Source organism: Paenarthrobacter aromaticivorans, from assembly GCF_019038615.1.
Classification (GTDB): domain Bacteria; phylum Actinomycetota; class Actinomycetes; order Actinomycetales; family Micrococcaceae; genus Arthrobacter; species Arthrobacter aromaticivorans.
Genome location: NZ_JAHOPC010000001.1, coordinates 613,713 through 630,053 on the forward strand (window position 1 = coordinate 613,713; position 16,341 = coordinate 630,053).

The following is a 16,341-nucleotide window of genomic DNA, read 5'->3' on the forward strand; positions in this document are numbered from 1 at the left end:
TTCCCCACAACCACCCACATCAAAGGAGCACCAATGCCTGAACGTACCGCCACCATCGCAAGCCGCGTCGGCCTCCACGCCCGTCCGGCAGCCATCTTCGCTGAAGCCGCAGGAGACCTTGACCTCGAGGTCACGATCGCCCGTGAAGGCGAGCCGGCCAATGACGCCATGGACGCAGCGAGCATCCTGTCCCTCATGAGCCTGGGCGCCTCCCACGGCGACGTCGTAGTGCTGCGCGCCGAAGGCGAAGGCGCAGAAGCAGCCCTGGACAGCCTGGTGAAGATCCTCGAAACGGACCACGACGCCGAGTAAGACCATTTGAAGGGAGCGCTCTTAGCCGCTCTCGCGGGGCTAGCTGTAGACGAGACGTGCAGATACCGTTACATGTGTAACTATTAGCGTATTGACACTATTAGTTACACATGTAACGGTTAGTCCATGAGGAAGAGGCGTGAGCTGACGGTTGCTGAGGCTGCCGAACGCCTGGGTCGAAGCAAGATGTCCATCCACCGACTGATTGATTCGGGCCAGCTGATGCCTGCGGGAACGGCAGGCAAGACTATCCTGATCGAGCCCTCATCGGTCGAACGTCTGGCTATCACGGGTACCCGCAGGGGTAGGCCCTGGACAGCGAAAACAGCATGGGCGGCGTTAGCACTGCTCTCCGGCCAAGACCCCAACTGGGTATCCGCGTCCGAGAAGTCCCGCCTCAAAAGCCGTCTCCGTACACTGGACGCAAACGCCGTCTGTTCCCTCGCGCGGCACAAAGACCACACCATCCGGTACCGCGCCACGCGGGAGGACGTGGACCGGCTGAACGATCACCTTATTGCCAGCGGCGCCTCTGCCATGCGGGACAGATCCACCGCGGAAACCTTCGGCCTGTCAGGAGGTAGCGGGATCGCGGAAGGCTATGTTATGAGTGGGGATGCCCGGTCCCTCGCCAATGCCTTCGGACTGGTTGAAGACGCAGACGGCAACGCCATAATCCACGAAGTCGGGTTGGAGGAACCGTTCACTGAAGGACGCGTACCCGTGGCCGCCATCGCTGTGGACCTCATGGGCTCCCTGGCCACCCGGGAACGCACCGCTGGCCAGCGCGTCATCGACAAGCTGCTCCATGGCTGAACCTGACCTGACGGAAGTGGTCATGGCCTCTGGCCGGCCAGTCTGGGACATCCCCGTTCCACCTGGGTGGCTGGGGCACGCCGTGGCCGCAGTGTGTTGAACTGGCCAGGGCACTACCCTCCACTCAATGGACACTCGTAGGTGGTCTCATGGTCCAGCTTCACTCCGCCGCAGCTGGGCTGGCCGCCTCCCGACCCACCGCGGACGTTGACATTGTGCTGCACGTTGAAACCGGGGCGGCAACGACGGCGTCGGTAATCGCCGTCCTGTCGACACTCGGCTATACGCTACAGAAATCCATCGACCATGACGCCCCGGCCCACCGCTTTGTCCGCGACAAGGAGCAGATCGACGTCATGATTGCCGACCAAATGCCTACAGAAAAAGTGCCGACGATCGGCGGCCGCAAACCGTTCCAGGTATCCGGCGGCACGCAGGCGCTGCAGCGCACGGTCAACTGTCGGCTGAACGTCGACGACGACGATCCCGTCCTCATCAGCATCCCCAACGTGCTGGGCGCCCTGGTCATGAAAGGCGCGGCTTACCGGGAGGACTCCCGCGACAAGGACCGGCATTTGGATGACGCCGTCGTCCTGTGCGCCAGCATCAACAACCCGTTGGCCACCGCCAAGGAAATGAAGGGCAGCGACAAGTCCCGGGTTCTGGCGCTGCATAAAGTCCTGGAAGACCCGGGCCACCGGTCCTGGCAATTGCTGGAGCCCTCAGTCCAAACCCTGGCGCAAGACGCGCTGCGTATCCTGTCCGCAAACCTTCAAGTGCCGCCGGCAAACCGATTCAACAGACGTTGATCAACACGCGCCAGGGAGGCAAAAACCACTCAAGGCGGGCCGCCTTCAGTGGCCGACCCCCGGCTTCCAGTTCTCCCAGGTAGGCTCTGAACGTACCGCCACCATCGCAAGCCGCGTCGGCTCCGCGCCCGCCCGGCAGCCATCTTCATGAGCCTGGTGAAGATCTAGCTCTGCTTCCCAATGAGGAAGGCTGCAAGCGAGGCCTCGGTGGGATTCACGGCCTGCAATTCCCCGGACAGGTAGGCCTCCACGATCCTGGGGTCCACATAGGAGGTACGCGCCACGGTGGGGGTGTTGCCCAGCAGTTGGGCGGCGTCCTTCATGGCCTTCACCAAAGCCTGGGGCCGCGTCATGGAGCCTTCGGACTTCAACAAGGACAGGGCCGCCGCCGAGGTCCCCTTCCAGGTACGGAAATCCTTGGAGGTGTAGGCGGCTCCGGCGATTCCGCGCAGATACTCGTTGATCATGGCAGCATCTATCGAAACCCATGAACCATCGGATTGGTAGGCCAGCAGCCGTTCCTTGCCTGGCCGGCGCGCCAGCGGCCCCAGGAAAGCTGCCAGCGCGGGATCCTGGATGGAGATGTCCCACCACTGCCCGCTCTTGCCAGGGAACTTCAGGCCTACGGCGTTGTCCTTGATTCGCGCGTGCCGGCACCTGAGCGTGGTGAGTCCATAGGAGCCGTTCTGACGCATATAGCTTTCAGAGCCCACGCGGAGAGCGCCGAGATCCATGAGACGCACGGCTGCGGCCAGGGTCTGCTGCCGGGGATCCGAGGTGTCTTTCAAGTGCAGCGTGACAGCCCTGCGAACGGCAGGGAGCACCGAGCCCAATTCCGCGGCCCGCTGGAACTTCTCGGTGTCTTTACGTTCGCGCCATCGGGGGTGGTACATGTATTGGCTTCGACCCGCAGCGTCCACCCCCGTGGCCTGAATGTGCCCATTGCTGTCGGGACTGATCCACACCTCGGTCCACGCAGGCGGGATCGCCAGCGCATTAATGCGCTGGCGATCCTCTTGGCCTACCAGGCTCCCGTCGGGATACCTGTAGCTGAAGCCTTTACCTGACCTGCGCCGTTCAATGCCGGGCTTGGAAAGGTCGCTTCGCCGAAGCCTTGGCATTTTCAGTAATCGAGTCCAGGGCTAGGCTTCGTCGGGATCCGTGACCGCGGCTCCCGCGCCCATGATTTCGGCGTTGATCATCCATACGAGCTGCTCCAGGCGGGCGATGAATTCGTGCAGAAGATCCGCTGTTGTGGGGTCTTCTTCGTCCACCTCGTCATGGACATCCCGCATCGTCTGGACGGCCCTCTCCACACGCTCGGTCACCAGCTTGACGGCGTTCTTGGTGTTGACCAGACCGCCCGGGAATTCTTCAAGGCGCGTGCCAGCCGAGATGGTCCCGCTCCGGCCATCGGGGAGCGCGTGAAGGGCCCTCATCCGCTCCGCGGTGTCGTCCGCGAATTTACGGGTGGCGGCAACGAGTTCGTCCAACTGGAGGTGAAGGTCACGGAAATTCGGACCGACGATGTTCCAGTGCGCCTGCTTGCCCTGGAGCTGTAGCTCGATCAGGTCAGTCAGGACGATTTGAAGGTTGTCTGCAAGCTGTTGTGACGCTTTCATGTTTTCCTCTCCTTGGACGGTCGGTGCAAGCGAAAAACCCTGGTGTCGAATTCCTTCGATGTGGGTCAATCATCAAGTGGCGACTTCAATAACTCTTTCATAAGGATGCTTAGTAGTACAATGAAGAGTGTTGCTGTTCACATCTGGCGAACTCCACCCCATGGTGGGGACCGGAAGTGGTAGCGATAAAAGGTACTCGGAGGCGGTGGAACGCTCCCAAGTACCCGTAGAAGTAAATAGGAATGCATAGTCAGGAATCCAAAAGATTCTTTGCGGATTCCCCCAGAAAGGAATGTGCTGACCATGAACACGCTTCTGATCATTGCTGGTGTAGTTGCAATTGTCCTTCTGTTGGTGGGCGGCTTCTCGCAGGCCCTGAACTGGCTGCTGTGGGTAGGCGTGGTCCTCCTCGTTATCGCAGCTATCGGCTGGTTGCTCAGCTTCATGTCCGGCCGCAGGGGACATACGGTATAGGGCACGCACCGCGACAATGACCCGCACCGGCCAAGTACTATGGTCGGCCTGCCGATGAATACCGCGGAACGTGAGGACTGTCCCACCGCAGTGGAACTGTAGGCAGGGGCAGTCCTCCGGCGCATCCGGCACCCGGACAGCCACATCCGGCACCGGATACCCCCGCCCAAACAGGCGCTTTAGTCGCCAGTCGTGGGAGGAGGTGCCGCGTCAGGATCCCGCGGAGTAGGGAATTCGTCCGGCGATTCCGGAACGGGAGAAGTATCCGGGTCCTCCGGAGTGGGGCTGCCCTCAGGTGGTTCCCCCGGTCCGGCAGGCGTTCCCGGCGATGGCCGTTCGGGTGTTTCTCGCTCCGATCCCTGTCCGGGCAGTTCCTGCTCCGGCGTTGGTGTGCCATAGCCGCCGGCAGCGTCTTCCGGGTCAACGCGGTGTTCGTCCTGACTCACTTCTTCCTCCTTGGAAATCCTTTGAGGCCCCGAAAATTGTTCGAGGAATGCTGACAGTTCGACCGTAGTCCGGTGTAGTGTCAGCGTCCACCAATAGCTATCTGGAGGTGTACGGATGATAGAGCCGGAGCAGGTTCCCAGGACCGGCAGGAACGAATCCGTTGAAGAACGGATGGACCGCAACTGGATGGAGCTGATCCAGGAACTGCGGGTGCTCCAGACCGGCGTGCAGATCCTGGGCGGCTTCCTGCTGACCCTGCCCTTCCAGGCGCGCTTTGAGCACTTGGACGATTGGCAGCGCGGCCTCTACCTCTTCAATGTCATGGCAGCGGCCCTGACAACCGCTTTGATCCTTCTTCCGGTCAGCGTGCATCGCCGCCTTTTCCGTCGGGGGCTCAAAGCCACTCTCGTCTCCAGCGCCGACGCCATCACCAAATGGGCTTTGGGAGGCGTAGCCATCCTGATTGTGGGTTCGGCCACCCTGGTCTTCGATGTCACCGCCGGCCGAACAGCAGCCGTGATTGCCGGTAGTTTCATCATCCTGGTCCTGCTGCTCCTCGTTGTGGGCATGCCCATCTGGCTGCAACGGCGGGCCCTGCAAAACGGGAACGGCAAGAGTGGAAATGCACCGTGAGCAAAACTGACATCAATACGAGAAAGGAAGCGCGCCATGCCTGGAAAGAAGAATTCGAGTCTGAAGGACCCGAAGCTATATGAAGAACTCCGCGACGAAGGGGCCTCCAAGGAGAAAGCGGCCCGCATTTCAAATGCTGCGGCCAAGCAGGGGCGCAAGGAAGTAGGCCGCAAGGGAGGCAAGTCCGGAGACTACGACGACTGGACTGTGGACAAACTGAAGTCCCGCGCCAAGGAACTCGGAATCAAGGGCTACTCCGGCAAGAAGAAGTCCGAGATCATTTCGATGTTGCGGAACCACTGATATTCATAAAGAAAACCGCGTCGGCCGTTCATCATCACCGGCCGACGCCGCTTCGCTAATTAGCCGCTGAGCCGCATTAGTCGGTGAGCCGCGGGACGGGCCTTAACCTTTTGAGCCAGGTTTCAGTCTGCGCAATGTGTGCCGCCATCGCAGTCGCAGCCAAAGTGGGGTTTCGCTGGGCAATCGCCTCCACAATCGCAGCGTGGCCGGCCGTGCTCCCTTCACGCACAGTGGTGCCCTCGTCGCCGTCGAAAATATGGAAGTGGCCACCACGCGAACGGAAAAGGCGCACCAAGCCGGCCAGAGTGGCGTTACCGCTTGCCCTGCAGATTTCCTCGTGGAACTGCGAATCCAGTTCAGAATATTCGGAAGGGTCGTCCGTGCCTTCCATGCCGGCCACCAGCGCCTTCATGGTAGCCAAGGCGGCAGGTGTTGCATTTGCGGCAGCTGCGGACGCGGCGTGCGACTCCATCAATCGTCGGATTTCGAAGAGCTCCAAAAGGCCATCCAAGGGAAGCAAGTCCACCAGCAGCGCGAAGTTCTGAAGGATGACGGTGGGTTCCAAAGAGGAGATATAGGTCCCCGAACCGTGCCGCGACTCCATGATTCCAAGTGCTGACATGGCGCGGACAGCCTCCCGCAGAGAGCTCCTTGAGACTCCAAGCTGGGCGCACAGCTCCGCTTCGGGAGGGCATTTCTGCCCGGGCAGCAGTTCGCCGGAGGCGATCTTGTTTCGCAGGCCCTGCATGGCCGTTTCAACTGCACTCAATTAGCCGCCTCCTCCAGACTCGGTACACGCTACAGCACCTTTGCAAGTGGGTAGTGGTATGACATCTTGTCAGACTTCGTATCGCAAGACATCTTATCTCTTGCGAGGTATAGCGGCTAGTTTGCTCGAATTCTCGCCAATCTTGGAAAAGTCATCTTATGACTTTGGAAAGTTGTCTGTTGTCTTGACGCCACGTGTGAGGTAACTTACAGACAGTCCCGCCTCTCCGAGCAAGAAGGCCCCTGTGTACACAGCCAGCAACCTCACCGCTCCCCGTCCCATGATGACCCCGGACGGCGAGCCTTCCTCCTCCGACTGGAGCCTCACTCCCACCAAGGTCCACCTGAATCACGGCTCATACGGCTCCGTTCCCCGTGCGGCGCAGGAATTCCAACTGGAGCTCAAGGTCCGCATGGAATCAAACCCTTGTACGTGGTTCATGGGGCAGTACAACGCGGTGGCGGCAGCGCGTACGGAAGTTGCCGCGTTCCTCGGAGTCGACGCCGCGCATGTGGCACTCGTCCAGAACGCCAGCGCCGGGGTCAGTGCCGTGTACAACTCACTGGAGTTTGCACCTGGCTCGGAAATCGTGATGACGAACCACGCCTACGGAGCCGTACTGCACGGGGCTTACCGGGTGGCCGGAAGATACGGCGGTCGGGTCCGAATCGCGGAAGTGCCGCTGGATGCGGATGCAGTGACCGCAATCGCCCTTGTCATGGCAGAAGTCAGCAACAAGACGGCCCTCATCGTGGTGGACCAAATCACCTCGGCAACGGCTCGGGCTTTTCCCGTAGAGGCCATCGCCGAGGCAGCATCGGCCAAGGGCATTCCCGTGCTCGTGGACGGAGCGCATGCGCCAGGGATCCTGGAATCGCCCGTTCCCGACTTTGACGGGTTCTGGGTTGGCAATCTCCACAAGTTTGCTTGCGCTCCGAGGGGTACGGCCGCCCTCGTCGCCCGGGGTCCACACGCCAACAAGCTAACCCCGCTCATTGACTCGTGGGGCTTTCCCCACAGCTTCCCGGAGAACTTCGATCACGTCGGAACCCAGGACGTTACCTCCTGGATGGCCGCCGGCACGTCGTTCGACACCATCGCGCAACGGTACAGCTGGGGAACTTTCCGCAGCTATGCCAACGCACTCTGCGACTATGGCGAGTCCCTCATTGGCAGCGCCTTTGCGGACTTCACAGGGCAGGACCACACAGTAGACGTCGGCATGCCCGTGGGGCCGCTGCGCTTGGTCCGCTTGCCGCAGGGCCTTGCCACGACGCACGAGGATTCGCACAACGTTCGGGCTTTCATCTCGGACGAGCTGGACATCGAAACAGCGGTGACCACCCATAACGGTGAGGGCTTCCTGCGACTTTCCGCCCACCTCTATAACTCGCCCACGGACTTCGAGGTTTTCGCCGCGAAGGCCGTACCTGAACTTGTGCGGCTCGCCCGATCCCTCTAGACACCACCACCTGCGCCGCGCTGCCGACGCAGGGATTGCCCACCTCAACCAAATCAACGGAGGACCCACGTGAAATCCAGAATAATGGCGTCTGCGGCAGCAGGCCTGGCGGCTGTTCTTGCACTTGCCGGATGCGGCGGCGGCCAGAATGCTGCCGATGGCAAAGTCACCTTGAAGATGGTGGAAAGCCTGACCAACCCAACCAGGACAGAAACGCTGAAGAAGCTGATTTCGGGCTTCGAGCACGAAAACCCGGGCATCAAAGTCGATCTCATTTCGCCTCCCACAGATCAGGCTGATCAGAAGATCCAACAGATGCTCCAGTCCGGCAAGGGGATCGACGTCGTGGAAGCGCGTGACATCACGGTGGGATCCTTCGGCGCCAACAATTGGCTCTATGACATGACCAAGGACCTGGACGGCTGGGATGGCTGGAACAACCTGACGGAAAACGCGGTCACGTACTCAAAGCAGAACGGCAAGACCTACTACATCCCTTACGGTTTCTACGGCCTTTCCCTGTTCTACCGCTCCGACCTCGTCAAGAACGCCGGGTTCGACGGTCCGCCCAACAGCTGGTCAGAGATGGCGGAACAGGCCGAAGCCCTGAACAAGCCATCGGAGAACAAGTTCGGATATGCGTTCCGCGGGGGAACCAATGCAAACTCCAACGCCGTGGCCATCATTGAGGCCTACGTAGCTGACGAGATCGACCGTGAGAACGCCTTCAAGCTCACCAGTGGCAAAACTATCTTCTCCTCCCCCAAAGCTCAGGAGGCGATGGACCTTTACATCGACCTCTTCAAGAAGGGATCGCCACCGTCGTCCGTGGCGTGGGGCTACCCGGAGATGGTCCAGGGCTTCAGCAACGGCTCCACGGCCTTCTTGCTGCAGGACCCGGAGGTCATCGCCACGGTCAAGGAATCGCAGTCCATCAAGGAAGACCAGTGGAACGTTGCTCCCCTGCTGGTGGGCCCGGGCGGCAAAGCAGTGCAGCCGGTGGCCTCCGCTGGCTGGGGTATCGCGGAGTCGTCAAAATCCAAGCCGGAGGCAGTCAAGCTCATCAAATACTTGGCGCAGGGAGACGCCGCCACCACCTTCAGCAAGGACAACAGTCTGGTCCCCATCCTCAAATCCGCAGCACAGGACAGCTTCTACAGCACCGGTCCCTGGGCGGCCTACGTCAAGATGACCGAGAACCCGGATACGTACGTTTCCGCAATCCAGCCGCGCAGTGTCTCTTGGTGGACGGAGTGGATCAAGAAGTCCGACGGCGAACTGCAGCGGGTGCTCACGGGGCAGATGTCCACGGCCGAGCTGCTGGCAAGCTGGGACACGTATTGGACCGAAAAGATGAAGGGATAGCTTCCGGTGAGTCTCGACGTCAAGCGGGCCGCACCCCCGCCAGCGGGCCGGAAGACCATCCGGCCGGATCCGGGCAGTGCCACCCTGTCCAAGCGACGGTTCAGCGCCCGGACAGCTTTTACCTTGCTGGCCTTCCTGGCACCGGCCGCCTTGTTTGTAGGGGTATTCACGTACTACCCCATGATCTCCGGCAGCCAGATGGCGTTCCGGAACTGGAACCTGAACGACCTTTCGGACACATCCTGGGTTGGTTTAGCCAATTTCCAGAGCCTGTTCGATGCCCCTGAATTCGGGACAATCGTCCGCAACACGGTCGTGTGGGTGATCGGCTCGCTTGTTCCGCAAGTGGTGATCGGTTTCGCGGTGGCGCTGTTCTTGAAGCGGCGGTTCAGGATGCGTGGAGCCTACCAGGCCATGATCTTCTTCCCATGGGCCGTGTCCGGCTTTCTCATTGGCATGCTTTTCCGGTGGATGTTCAATGCCGAATTTGGCGTGGTCAACGACCTGTTGATGAAGGCGGGGCTCATCAGCTCGCCCATTCCGTGGCTGTCCGATCCCGGCTTCGCCATGACGGCCATCATCGTTGCCAACATCTGGTACGGCGTAACGTTCTTTGCCATCATGATCCTCGCCGCCCTGCAGTCGGTGTCCGACGAAATGTACGAGGCCGCTGCCTTGGATGGTGCCGGAAAGGTACGGACGTTCATCAGTATCACGCTGCCGAGCATCGCCACTACTTTGGCACTTACCATCCTTTTGCGAGTGATCTGGATCTTCAACTTTCCGGACATCATCTTTGCCATGACCGGCGGTGGACCGGCCGATCAAACCCACATAATCACCACGTACATGATCAAGATTACGCAGGAGGGTGACTACGGAAAGGCGTCCGCGCTCGGCTTGATCGTTGTGCTCACCCTGATGCTGTTCGCTGCCTTCTATCTCATGGCTGTCCGCTTTCGAAAGGGAGCCCAATGATCAACAGTCCGACGCTCGCAGGCAGGATTTCCAAGGTTATTTTCCTGGGGTTGTGCCTGGTCGCCACCGTGTTCCCGTTGTACTGGATCGTGGTGACGTCCCTAAAGGAGCCGGGGGCGATCTATTCGCTGCCACTGGATTACTGGCCGCGGCAATTGTCCCTGGACAACTACATCGGGCTCTTCACGAAGTCCGACTTCGGCCAGTACATGCTCAACAGCCTGGTGGTGGCGCTGGTGGCCGCCTCGGTGGCAACACTGATTTCGCTGCTCTCCGCCTACGTTCTGGCGCGGTTCCATTTCTCCGGACGCGGTGCCGTGCTGGGGGCATTCCTTGTGACGCAGATGATTCCCGGATTTATTGCCCTGGGTCCCCTCTACCTCATGATGACCGACTTCGGACTGGTGGATTCCAAGACAGGGCTGATCCTGATCTATATCGCGATCTGCATTCCGTTCTGCACCATCATGCTCCGTGGCTTTTTCGAGAATGTTCCTGACGCGTTGGAGGAAGCCGCCATGATTGACGGCTGCTCCAGGCTGAGTGCACTCTTCAAGGTCATTGTTCCCGTGATGCTGCCCGGCATTGCAGCGAGTTTCGTCTTCAACTTCGTCAATTGCTGGAACGAGCTGTTCTTGTCCGTGACCCTGATGAACAGCGACAGCAATAAGACCATTCCGACGGCGTTGGCCGGCTTTATCTCGAGCTTCAACATTGACTGGGGTTCCATGTCTGCTGCTGCGGTTCTGACGGTGGTTCCAACACTGGTGATCTTCGCCTTCGCCAGTAAGTTCATCGTCCAGGGACTCACGGCGGGTTCAGTCAAAGGCTGAGGCTCACGCACACAACTGGGTCGCATTTGTGCGCGTTTAGGGCGCCCTGAACGCGCACAAATGCGACCCAGTTGGGAGCCCGACGCCGGGTCACGCCTTTTTCTTGGCCCGCGCCTTTGGCTTGCTGGTAGTTTTGCTGGCGGCAGCGTCGTCGTCGGCCGCTTTTTCCTTGCCGCGTTTCTTGTCCAGACTTCGTTTCAAAGCCTCCATGAGGTCGATGACGTCGCCGCCTTCCCCTTCGCCTTCCACGGCACCGAACGTCGCTTCCGTGTCCAGCGCCTCCCCCTTTTCCAGCTTGGCCTCGATCAACGTGCGCAGCTGCACCTGGTAATCGTCGGTGTATTCGTCGGGGTCGAAATCGTGGGCCATGGATTCCACCAGCGCGGAGGACATTTCGAGTTCCTTATCGGAGATCTTGATGTCCGTCTCAAGCGAGGGGAACTTGGCCTCCCGGACTTCATCGCCCCAGAGAAGTGCCTGCAAAAGGAGTACGTCCCCACGTACTCGCAGGGCTCCGAGCCGCGTCTTCTGCCGCAGCGCGTACTGGACAATAGCAATTCTGTCCGTATCCTCAAGTGTCTGCCGCAGCAGCATATAGGCTTTGGGGGATTTGGAATCCGGCTCCAGGAAATAGCTGCGCTCGTACATGATCGGGTCCAGTTGCTCGGCAGGGATGAATTCCACTACCTCTATTTCGCGGCTGTTCTCTTCCGGCAAGGACTTCAATTCGGCCGCCGTGAGGACCACTGTGCGGCCTTCCTCTTCGTAGGCCTTGTCGATATCTTCGTAAGCAACAACATCGCCGCAAATTTCACATTTCCGCTGGTACCGGATGCGTCCGCCGTCCTTATTGTGGACTTGGTGAAGGCCAATATCGTGGTCTTCCGTGGCGCTGTAAAGCTTCACTGGTACGTTGACCAGACCGAACGCGATAGATCCCTTCCATATGGCCCTCATGCACCCAGTCAACAGCACAAGACAGCAGAGGAGAAGAGGTGGCAGGCAAGCAACAGGAGCGGGTGAATGTGGAAGGCCACGAGCTGACCCTCACCAACCTGGGCAAGATCATCTACCCCGAGACCGGGACAACCAAGGCCGAAGTCCTGGAGTACTACGCCGCGGTAGCGCCTTTCCTCATTCCTGCCGCCGCCAACAGGCCCGTCACACGCAAGCGCTGGGTCAACGGAGTGGGCACTGCCGAGCACCCGGGACAGGTGTTCTTCCAGAAGAACCTCGAAGACTCCGCACCCAAGTGGATCCCCCGCACAGCCATCCAGCACTCGGACCACACCAACGTCTACCCCATGGTCAACAACCTCGCCACGCTCACATGGATGGCACAGATAGCTTCCCTTGAGATCCACGTCCCCCAATGGCAGGTGGACGCTGAGGGTAATCCGCTCCGGCCGGACCGCTTCGTCCTGGATCTTGACCCCGGTCCGGGTGCAGGCCTGCCTGAATGCGTTGAAGTGGCCAAACTTGCCCGCTCCATCCTGCAGGACATGGGCATGGAACCGGTCCCGGTGACCAGTGGCAGCAAAGGCATACACCTCTACACCGGACTGGAGGGGACGCTGAAGTCCGAGCAGGTATCAGCCTTCGCCCATGAACTGGCGCGTGCCCTTGAGTCCGACCATCCCGAGCTGGTAGTCAGCGACATGAAGAAGTCCCTCCGCCACGGCAAAGTGTTGGTGGACTGGAGCCAGAACAGCGGCAACAAGACCACCATCGTCCCTTACTCACTCCGGGGCAAAGCCCACCCCACGGTCGCGGCGCCCCGCACGTGGCGCGAACTCTCCTCGAGCACCCTGGACCATCTTGATTACACAGCGGTGATGAAGCGGGTCAAGACCGGCAAAGACCACTTCGCCCCTATCTCGTCACGGCACCTCCCGCCGCACGGGGAGTATACGGATGACGACGACGGCGCTGGAGCCCGAAGCGGTTCGGCCACCCGCGAGCGCGTGGTGACTGTAGAGAACCGTCTCGCGAAATATGTGGGGATGCGCGATCCGGAGAAGACCCCGGAGCCGTTCCCGGCGTCGTCGGCTGCTTTTGCCTCGCCGACGTCCAAGGGCTCCTCCTCAGACCAGCCGAAGCCGGGCGACCCCGCGCAGCCGGGGGGAATTTTCGTCATCCAGGAGCATCACGCCCGGCGCTACCACCTGGACCTGCGTTTGGAGCGCAACGGCGTCCTTGCGTCCTGGGCTTTGCCGCGTGGTATCCCGGAGTCGCCGGACCGGAACAACCTTGCCGTTCACACGGAAGACCATCCGATGGAATACGCGGACTTCGCTGGCGTCATTCCCAAAGGTGAATACGGAGCAGGGACCATGACCATTTGGGACCATGGCGAGTACACGTGCGAGAAATGGCGGGACGGCAAGGAAGTGATCGCAACGCTAACCGGCCAGCCAGGTGGTGGACTGCACGGGACCAAGCGTTTAGCACTGATCAATACCGGTGACCGTTGGCTGATCCACTTGATGAAGGAACAGCCCGGCGGACGGCTTCGCAAGGGCGCTGCCAGCCCTCCCGGCAAGGTCGCACCCGTTGGGGCATCAAAGCCAGCTGTACCCGAGCCAATGCCGAACTACACTCCCATGCTTGCCACGTCCGGCACCGTCGCCGACCTTCGCGGCGACGACTGGCTGTACGAACTGAAATGGGACGGAATCCGGGCCATCATCACCGGCACCGATGGCAGGATCCGCCTGATGAGTCGCAACGGCAACGATCTCACCGCCACCTACCCCGAACTAACGGACCGATCATGCTGGCCCGACGGCGATTTCGTGGCCGACGGTGAAATCGTGGCGCTTGGCAAGGGTTCACGGCCTGATTTTGGCCGCCTGCAGCTGCGGATGAACCTGGTGAAAACCGCAGACATTGAACGAGCCCGTGCGTCCGTTCCGGTGCAGCTCATGCTGTTCGACCTCCTGTACGACGGCGGCAGGGACTTGGGCGGCCTGCCTTTCCGTGAGCGTCGGGAACGGCTTTCGGCGTTTGCCGGACGCCTTCGCGCGGGCTGCCCCCTTCACCTTTCAGCCGTGTTGGACCACGACGTCGAAGACCTCATGACAAGCGCGGCTGAGCTCGGCTTGGAAGGCGTGATGGCGAAGAAAGCAGATAGCCGCTACGTGATCGGCCGGCGTAGCCGCTCGTGGATCAAACTCAAGCTGGAGCAGAGCCAGGAAGTGGTTGTGGGCGGCTGGCGTCCCGGGGCTGGTGCCCGGAACGGGACCTTTGGCTCGTTGCTGTTGGGCATTCCGGAGGGCGGGAAGTTGCACTACGTGGGTCGGGTGGGCACCGGGTTCAAAGAGTGGCAGCTGAGGGATGTCATGGAGAAACTGGAGCCCCGCCTGACTGCTGACTCCCCCTTCGCCGATATCCCCCGCGAGGACGCCGCAGGTGCCCGCTGGGTGGATCCGGAGCTGGTAGCAGAAGTGACCTTCGGAGAATGGACGGGCCCTGGCAGGCTACGGCATCCGGTGTGGCGTGGGTGGCGTCCTGACAAGTCCCCGGAAGACGTCAGCCAGCCCAACTAGGTCGCACTTGAGCGCGTTTTGAGAGCTCTAAACGCGCTGTGCTGCTACCTAGTTGGGCTGGCTACGGTAGGTGACGCGCTCAGGAGGAGTGCGGCATCTGCGGCCGGCTGGTCCGGTGGACCGCCGTCACGGCTGCGCCCTGGCCCATTCGCCCGTGGGCTTGATCGCGGTCCTTCGGGTGCCGGCGTTTACCGCTGCCGTCGGGCCAGTGCTGCTCCTGGTCCAAACCCAGAGATACGTCAATGTTTGCCGGTTCAGGCATGGGAGCCATGTCCATGGCCTCCGCCAAGTGGCTGGCCACCTCGGGATCGATATTTTCGGCTTGATTGTTTGCAGTCATGGTTCTTCCTTTCCCTATGGAACGAAGGAATTTCAATACTAGGTGGGCCGAAGATGGTTGTCTGCAGGACTTAGCTGCCTCCAGGAATCACCAACGTACCTTCTTCTCCGTCTTGGCCAGCTTGCCGCTGGCGGACGTAGGTTTGTGGCCCTTGCCCGTGCTTTGCCAGCCAGCGGGGGCGCCGCCGCCGGACTTGCTGGCGAGCATCGCTTTCTGGGCATCAGTCAGTTTGGACTTGATGCCGCCGGAGGCGGACTTTGGACTTCCCGACGCAGCGGGCTCCGGGGTGTTGTTTTCGGAAGGATTGGCAGTCATAAATTGGACTCCTCAGAGGTGTGAGTCCTGAAGAAGCACCAAAACCATGGCGTTTGCGGTTCGAGAAAAATGGCGTCGACAACGGGAACGGCATGGAGGCAGGGCCTCAACAGGCGTGGATTTTTGTCAGGTTAAACTCGGCTGTTCCGCTAAAGCAGAGGCCGGTCTACTCAAAAATCAGTGTTCCCATGCGTCATACCCTAACCAAGAATCGCCGCTTTTGTGAACCCCTCGGCTAGCATGGCACCCGTGACCTGGAGAATGTCCGTCGCCACCACCCTCCGCGATGCCGGATGCGTCTTCGCGGAAGACGAAGCGCAACTCCTCATCGAGGCCGCCACGAGTCCAGACCATTTGGACTTCATGGTGGATCAGCGCGTCAACGGGCTGCCCTTGGAACACATCCTCGGTTGGGTGGATTTCTGCGGGAGCCGCATGGTTGTTGAACCCGGCGTATTCGTTCCACGGCGTCGCACGGAGTTCCTGGTGCGTCAGGCGGCGACAATCGTACGGCCGGGTGGCGTCGTCGTCGATCTTTGCTGTGGCTCGGGGGCGATCGGTGCGGCACTCAGCGATCTTCTAGGGAGCTGCGAGCTCTACGCCGCTGACATCGATCCGGTCGCGGTAAGCTGCGCGCGCAAGAACGTCGAGCCCCGTGGAGGGCGCGTCTTCGAGGGCGATCTATACGCCGCGCTCCCCCTTGAGCTTCGTGGACGGGTGGACGTGGTGCTCGCCAATGCCCCGTACGTACCTACGGGTTCCATCGGCATGATGCCGCCTGAGGCGCGCCTGCATGAACCGATGGTGGCGCTCGACGGCGGCACTGACGGTTTGGATGTCCAACGCCGGGTTGCAGTTGGGGCCGGTGAGTGGCTGGCGCCCGGTGGGTGGGTTTTGGTCGAGACCTCCCGGCAGCAGGCTCCGGAGACGGCGGCGCTCCTGACTGGGGCGGGGCTGATGGCCCGCGTGCTGACCGATGAGGATCACGATGCCACCTTGGTGGTGGGGGCCGCAAGGAGCCACTGAACCGCGGCTTCGGGGCTGAACACCCGCTCGTCAGTCCGATGCTCCTACCCTAAACACACATCTGCGCGGGTTCTTTTGGCCGTAGAGGTCAGATTTCGCGGACACACAGAGACAGTGAAGGCGGCACCTTTTCGGGTGCAGGGCTTCACTATTTCAGGGAGTGTCGGCCACTCTTTTGCTGCTAATGGCAGCTTCCAGGATCTGTGGTGGAAGCAGTACATTCAGCCGCTCCCCGCAAAGCCGCGTCACTTAACGTCCCACGCTGCAGTCTTCGCCGCCTCCAACTCGG

The 16,341-nt window shown here is 60.8% G+C and carries 19 protein-coding genes; 12 read left to right on the forward strand and 7 right to left on the reverse strand.

Features of this window, described 5'->3' with window-relative positions:
• Positions 1-33: 33 nt before the first annotated feature.
• From KSW38_RS02940 to KSW38_RS02950, 3 genes are all read left to right on the forward strand, one after another.
• The gene (locus KSW38_RS02940) at positions 34-312 is read left to right on the forward strand and encodes an HPr family phosphocarrier protein (protein WP_216922514.1); all 279 of its coding nucleotides are present in this window, start codon (positions 34-36) and stop codon (positions 310-312) included.
• A 126-nt stretch (positions 313-438) separates the two neighbouring features.
• Positions 439-1,128, forward strand: coding sequence for a helix-turn-helix domain-containing protein (locus tag KSW38_RS02945; protein ID WP_216922516.1), 690 nt, complete (start codon positions 439-441; stop codon positions 1,126-1,128).
• A 149-nt stretch (positions 1,129-1,277) separates the two neighbouring features.
• Positions 1,278-1,937, forward strand: a complete 660-nt coding sequence (locus KSW38_RS02950; protein ID WP_254185973.1) for a hypothetical protein — start codon at positions 1,278-1,280, stop codon at positions 1,935-1,937.
• A gap of 164 nt (positions 1,938-2,101) precedes the next feature.
• On the opposite strand, the gene KSW38_RS02955 is transcribed toward KSW38_RS02950, so the two are convergent.
• Together KSW38_RS02955 and KSW38_RS02960 are read right to left on the reverse strand one after the other, a co-directional pair.
• On the reverse strand, positions 2,102-3,058 hold the full coding sequence (locus tag KSW38_RS02955; RefSeq protein ID WP_216922518.1) for a DNA topoisomerase IB: 957 nt from the start codon (positions 3,056-3,058) through the stop codon (positions 2,102-2,104).
• A gap of 21 nt (positions 3,059-3,079) precedes the next feature.
• Entirely contained in the window at positions 3,080-3,559 is a 480-nt protein-coding gene (locus KSW38_RS02960) for a Dps family protein (protein ID WP_216922520.1), read from the reverse strand.
• 303 nt (positions 3,560-3,862) lie between these two features.
• Here KSW38_RS02960 and KSW38_RS02965 point away from each other — a divergent pair, with 303 nt between their 5' ends.
• Positions 3,863-4,033, forward strand: a complete 171-nt coding sequence (locus KSW38_RS02965) for a hypothetical protein (protein ID WP_018778938.1) — start codon at positions 3,863-3,865, stop codon at positions 4,031-4,033.
• A 179-nt stretch (positions 4,034-4,212) separates the two neighbouring features.
• Here KSW38_RS02965 and KSW38_RS02970 read toward each other — a convergent pair whose 3' ends face one another.
• Entirely contained in the window at positions 4,213-4,479 is a 267-nt protein-coding gene (locus tag KSW38_RS02970; RefSeq protein ID WP_216922522.1) for a hypothetical protein, read from the reverse strand.
• Positions 4,480-4,594: 115 nt separating this feature from the next.
• On the opposite strand from KSW38_RS02970, the gene KSW38_RS02975 reads away from it, so the two are divergent.
• Together KSW38_RS02975 and KSW38_RS02980 are read left to right on the forward strand one after the other, a co-directional pair.
• Positions 4,595-5,113 (forward strand): DUF6328 family protein, encoded by a 519-nt coding sequence (locus tag KSW38_RS02975; RefSeq protein ID WP_216922530.1) that lies wholly within the window; start codon positions 4,595-4,597, stop codon positions 5,111-5,113.
• A 36-nt stretch (positions 5,114-5,149) separates the two neighbouring features.
• The gene (locus KSW38_RS02980; RefSeq protein WP_216922532.1) at positions 5,150-5,416 is read left to right on the forward strand and encodes a DUF7218 family protein; all 267 of its coding nucleotides are present in this window, start codon (positions 5,150-5,152) and stop codon (positions 5,414-5,416) included.
• A 76-nt stretch (positions 5,417-5,492) separates the two neighbouring features.
• On the opposite strand, the gene KSW38_RS02985 is transcribed toward KSW38_RS02980, so the two are convergent.
• Positions 5,493-6,185, reverse strand: a complete 693-nt coding sequence (locus KSW38_RS02985) for a FadR/GntR family transcriptional regulator (protein ID WP_254185974.1) — start codon at positions 6,183-6,185, stop codon at positions 5,493-5,495.
• A 244-nt stretch (positions 6,186-6,429) separates the two neighbouring features.
• Between KSW38_RS02985 and KSW38_RS02990 the strand changes: the two genes are divergently transcribed.
• The 4 genes from KSW38_RS02990 (at position 6,430) to KSW38_RS03005 (ending at position 10,823) form a co-directional block, all read left to right on the forward strand.
• Positions 6,430-7,647 (forward strand): aminotransferase class V-fold PLP-dependent enzyme, encoded by a 1,218-nt coding sequence (locus KSW38_RS02990; RefSeq protein WP_308169276.1) that lies wholly within the window; start codon positions 6,430-6,432, stop codon positions 7,645-7,647.
• A gap of 69 nt (positions 7,648-7,716) precedes the next feature.
• Positions 7,717-9,012: an ABC transporter substrate-binding protein gene (locus tag KSW38_RS02995; protein WP_308169277.1), complete on the forward strand. Its 1,296-nt coding sequence runs from the start codon at positions 7,717-7,719 to the stop codon at positions 9,010-9,012.
• Positions 9,013-9,018: 6 nt separating this feature from the next.
• Positions 9,019-9,990 carry a carbohydrate ABC transporter permease gene (locus tag KSW38_RS03000; RefSeq protein WP_216922540.1) on the forward strand — a complete coding sequence of 324 codons (972 nt, stop codon included), beginning with the start codon at positions 9,019-9,021 and terminating at the stop codon, positions 9,988-9,990.
• On the forward strand, positions 9,987-10,823 hold the full coding sequence (locus KSW38_RS03005) for a carbohydrate ABC transporter permease (protein WP_216922542.1): 837 nt from the start codon (positions 9,987-9,989) through the stop codon (positions 10,821-10,823). The genes KSW38_RS03000 and KSW38_RS03005 overlap by 4 nt, the downstream gene beginning before the upstream one ends.
• 90 nt (positions 10,824-10,913) lie before the next feature.
• Here the strand turns inward: KSW38_RS03005 and ku are convergent, their stop codons facing one another.
• Positions 10,914-11,780 carry a non-homologous end joining protein Ku gene (ku, locus tag KSW38_RS03010; RefSeq protein WP_216922544.1) on the reverse strand — a complete coding sequence of 289 codons (867 nt, stop codon included), beginning with the start codon at positions 11,778-11,780 and terminating at the stop codon, positions 10,914-10,916.
• A gap of 38 nt (positions 11,781-11,818) precedes the next feature.
• Between ku and KSW38_RS03015 the strand changes: the two genes are divergently transcribed.
• A complete protein-coding gene (locus KSW38_RS03015; RefSeq protein WP_216922546.1) occupies positions 11,819-14,371 on the forward strand; it encodes an ATP-dependent DNA ligase in 2,553 nt (850 codons plus the stop codon).
• A gap of 79 nt (positions 14,372-14,450) precedes the next feature.
• Here the strand turns inward: KSW38_RS03015 and KSW38_RS03020 are convergent, their stop codons facing one another.
• Both KSW38_RS03020 and KSW38_RS03025 read right to left on the reverse strand, forming a co-directional pair.
• Positions 14,451-14,711 (reverse strand): hypothetical protein, encoded by a 261-nt coding sequence (locus KSW38_RS03020; RefSeq protein WP_216922549.1) that lies wholly within the window; start codon positions 14,709-14,711, stop codon positions 14,451-14,453.
• A gap of 87 nt (positions 14,712-14,798) precedes the next feature.
• Entirely contained in the window at positions 14,799-15,026 is a 228-nt protein-coding gene (locus tag KSW38_RS03025) for a hypothetical protein (protein ID WP_216922551.1), read from the reverse strand.
• A gap of 240 nt (positions 15,027-15,266) precedes the next feature.
• Between KSW38_RS03025 and KSW38_RS03030 the strand changes: the two genes are divergently transcribed.
• A complete protein-coding gene (locus KSW38_RS03030) occupies positions 15,267-16,052 on the forward strand; it encodes a putative protein N(5)-glutamine methyltransferase (RefSeq protein ID WP_216922859.1) in 786 nt (261 codons plus the stop codon).
• The last annotated feature ends 289 nt before the right edge of the window (positions 16,053-16,341 follow it).

Bases quoted from the DNA above. Each gene is read 5' to 3' on its own strand.
- KSW38_RS03005 (WP_216922542.1), top strand. From the start codon at position 9,987: ATGATCAACAGTCCGACGCTCGCAGGCAGGATTTCCAAGGTTATTTTC.
- KSW38_RS02940 (WP_216922514.1), top strand. From the start codon at position 34: ATGCCTGAACGTACCGCCACCATCGCAAGCCGCGTCGGCCTCCACGCC.
- KSW38_RS02945 (WP_216922516.1), top strand. From the start codon at position 439: ATGAGGAAGAGGCGTGAGCTGACGGTTGCTGAGGCTGCCGAACGCCTG.
- KSW38_RS03020 (WP_216922549.1), bottom strand. From the start codon at position 14,711: ATGACTGCAAACAATCAAGCCGAAAATATCGATCCCGAGGTGGCCAGC.
- KSW38_RS02950 (WP_254185973.1), top strand. From the start codon at position 1,278: ATGGTCCAGCTTCACTCCGCCGCAGCTGGGCTGGCCGCCTCCCGACCC.
- KSW38_RS02965 (WP_018778938.1), top strand. From the start codon at position 3,863: ATGAACACGCTTCTGATCATTGCTGGTGTAGTTGCAATTGTCCTTCTG.
- KSW38_RS03025 (WP_216922551.1), bottom strand. From the start codon at position 15,026: ATGACTGCCAATCCTTCCGAAAACAACACCCCGGAGCCCGCTGCGTCG.
- ku (WP_216922544.1), bottom strand. From the start codon at position 11,780: ATGAGGGCCATATGGAAGGGATCTATCGCGTTCGGTCTGGTCAACGTA.
- KSW38_RS02960 (WP_216922520.1), bottom strand. From the start codon at position 3,559: ATGAAAGCGTCACAACAGCTTGCAGACAACCTTCAAATCGTCCTGACT.
- KSW38_RS02980 (WP_216922532.1), top strand. From the start codon at position 5,150: ATGCCTGGAAAGAAGAATTCGAGTCTGAAGGACCCGAAGCTATATGAA.
- KSW38_RS02955 (WP_216922518.1), bottom strand. From the start codon at position 3,058: ATGCCAAGGCTTCGGCGAAGCGACCTTTCCAAGCCCGGCATTGAACGG.
- KSW38_RS02975 (WP_216922530.1), top strand. From the start codon at position 4,595: ATGATAGAGCCGGAGCAGGTTCCCAGGACCGGCAGGAACGAATCCGTT.
- KSW38_RS03030 (WP_216922859.1), top strand. From the start codon at position 15,267: ATGGCACCCGTGACCTGGAGAATGTCCGTCGCCACCACCCTCCGCGAT.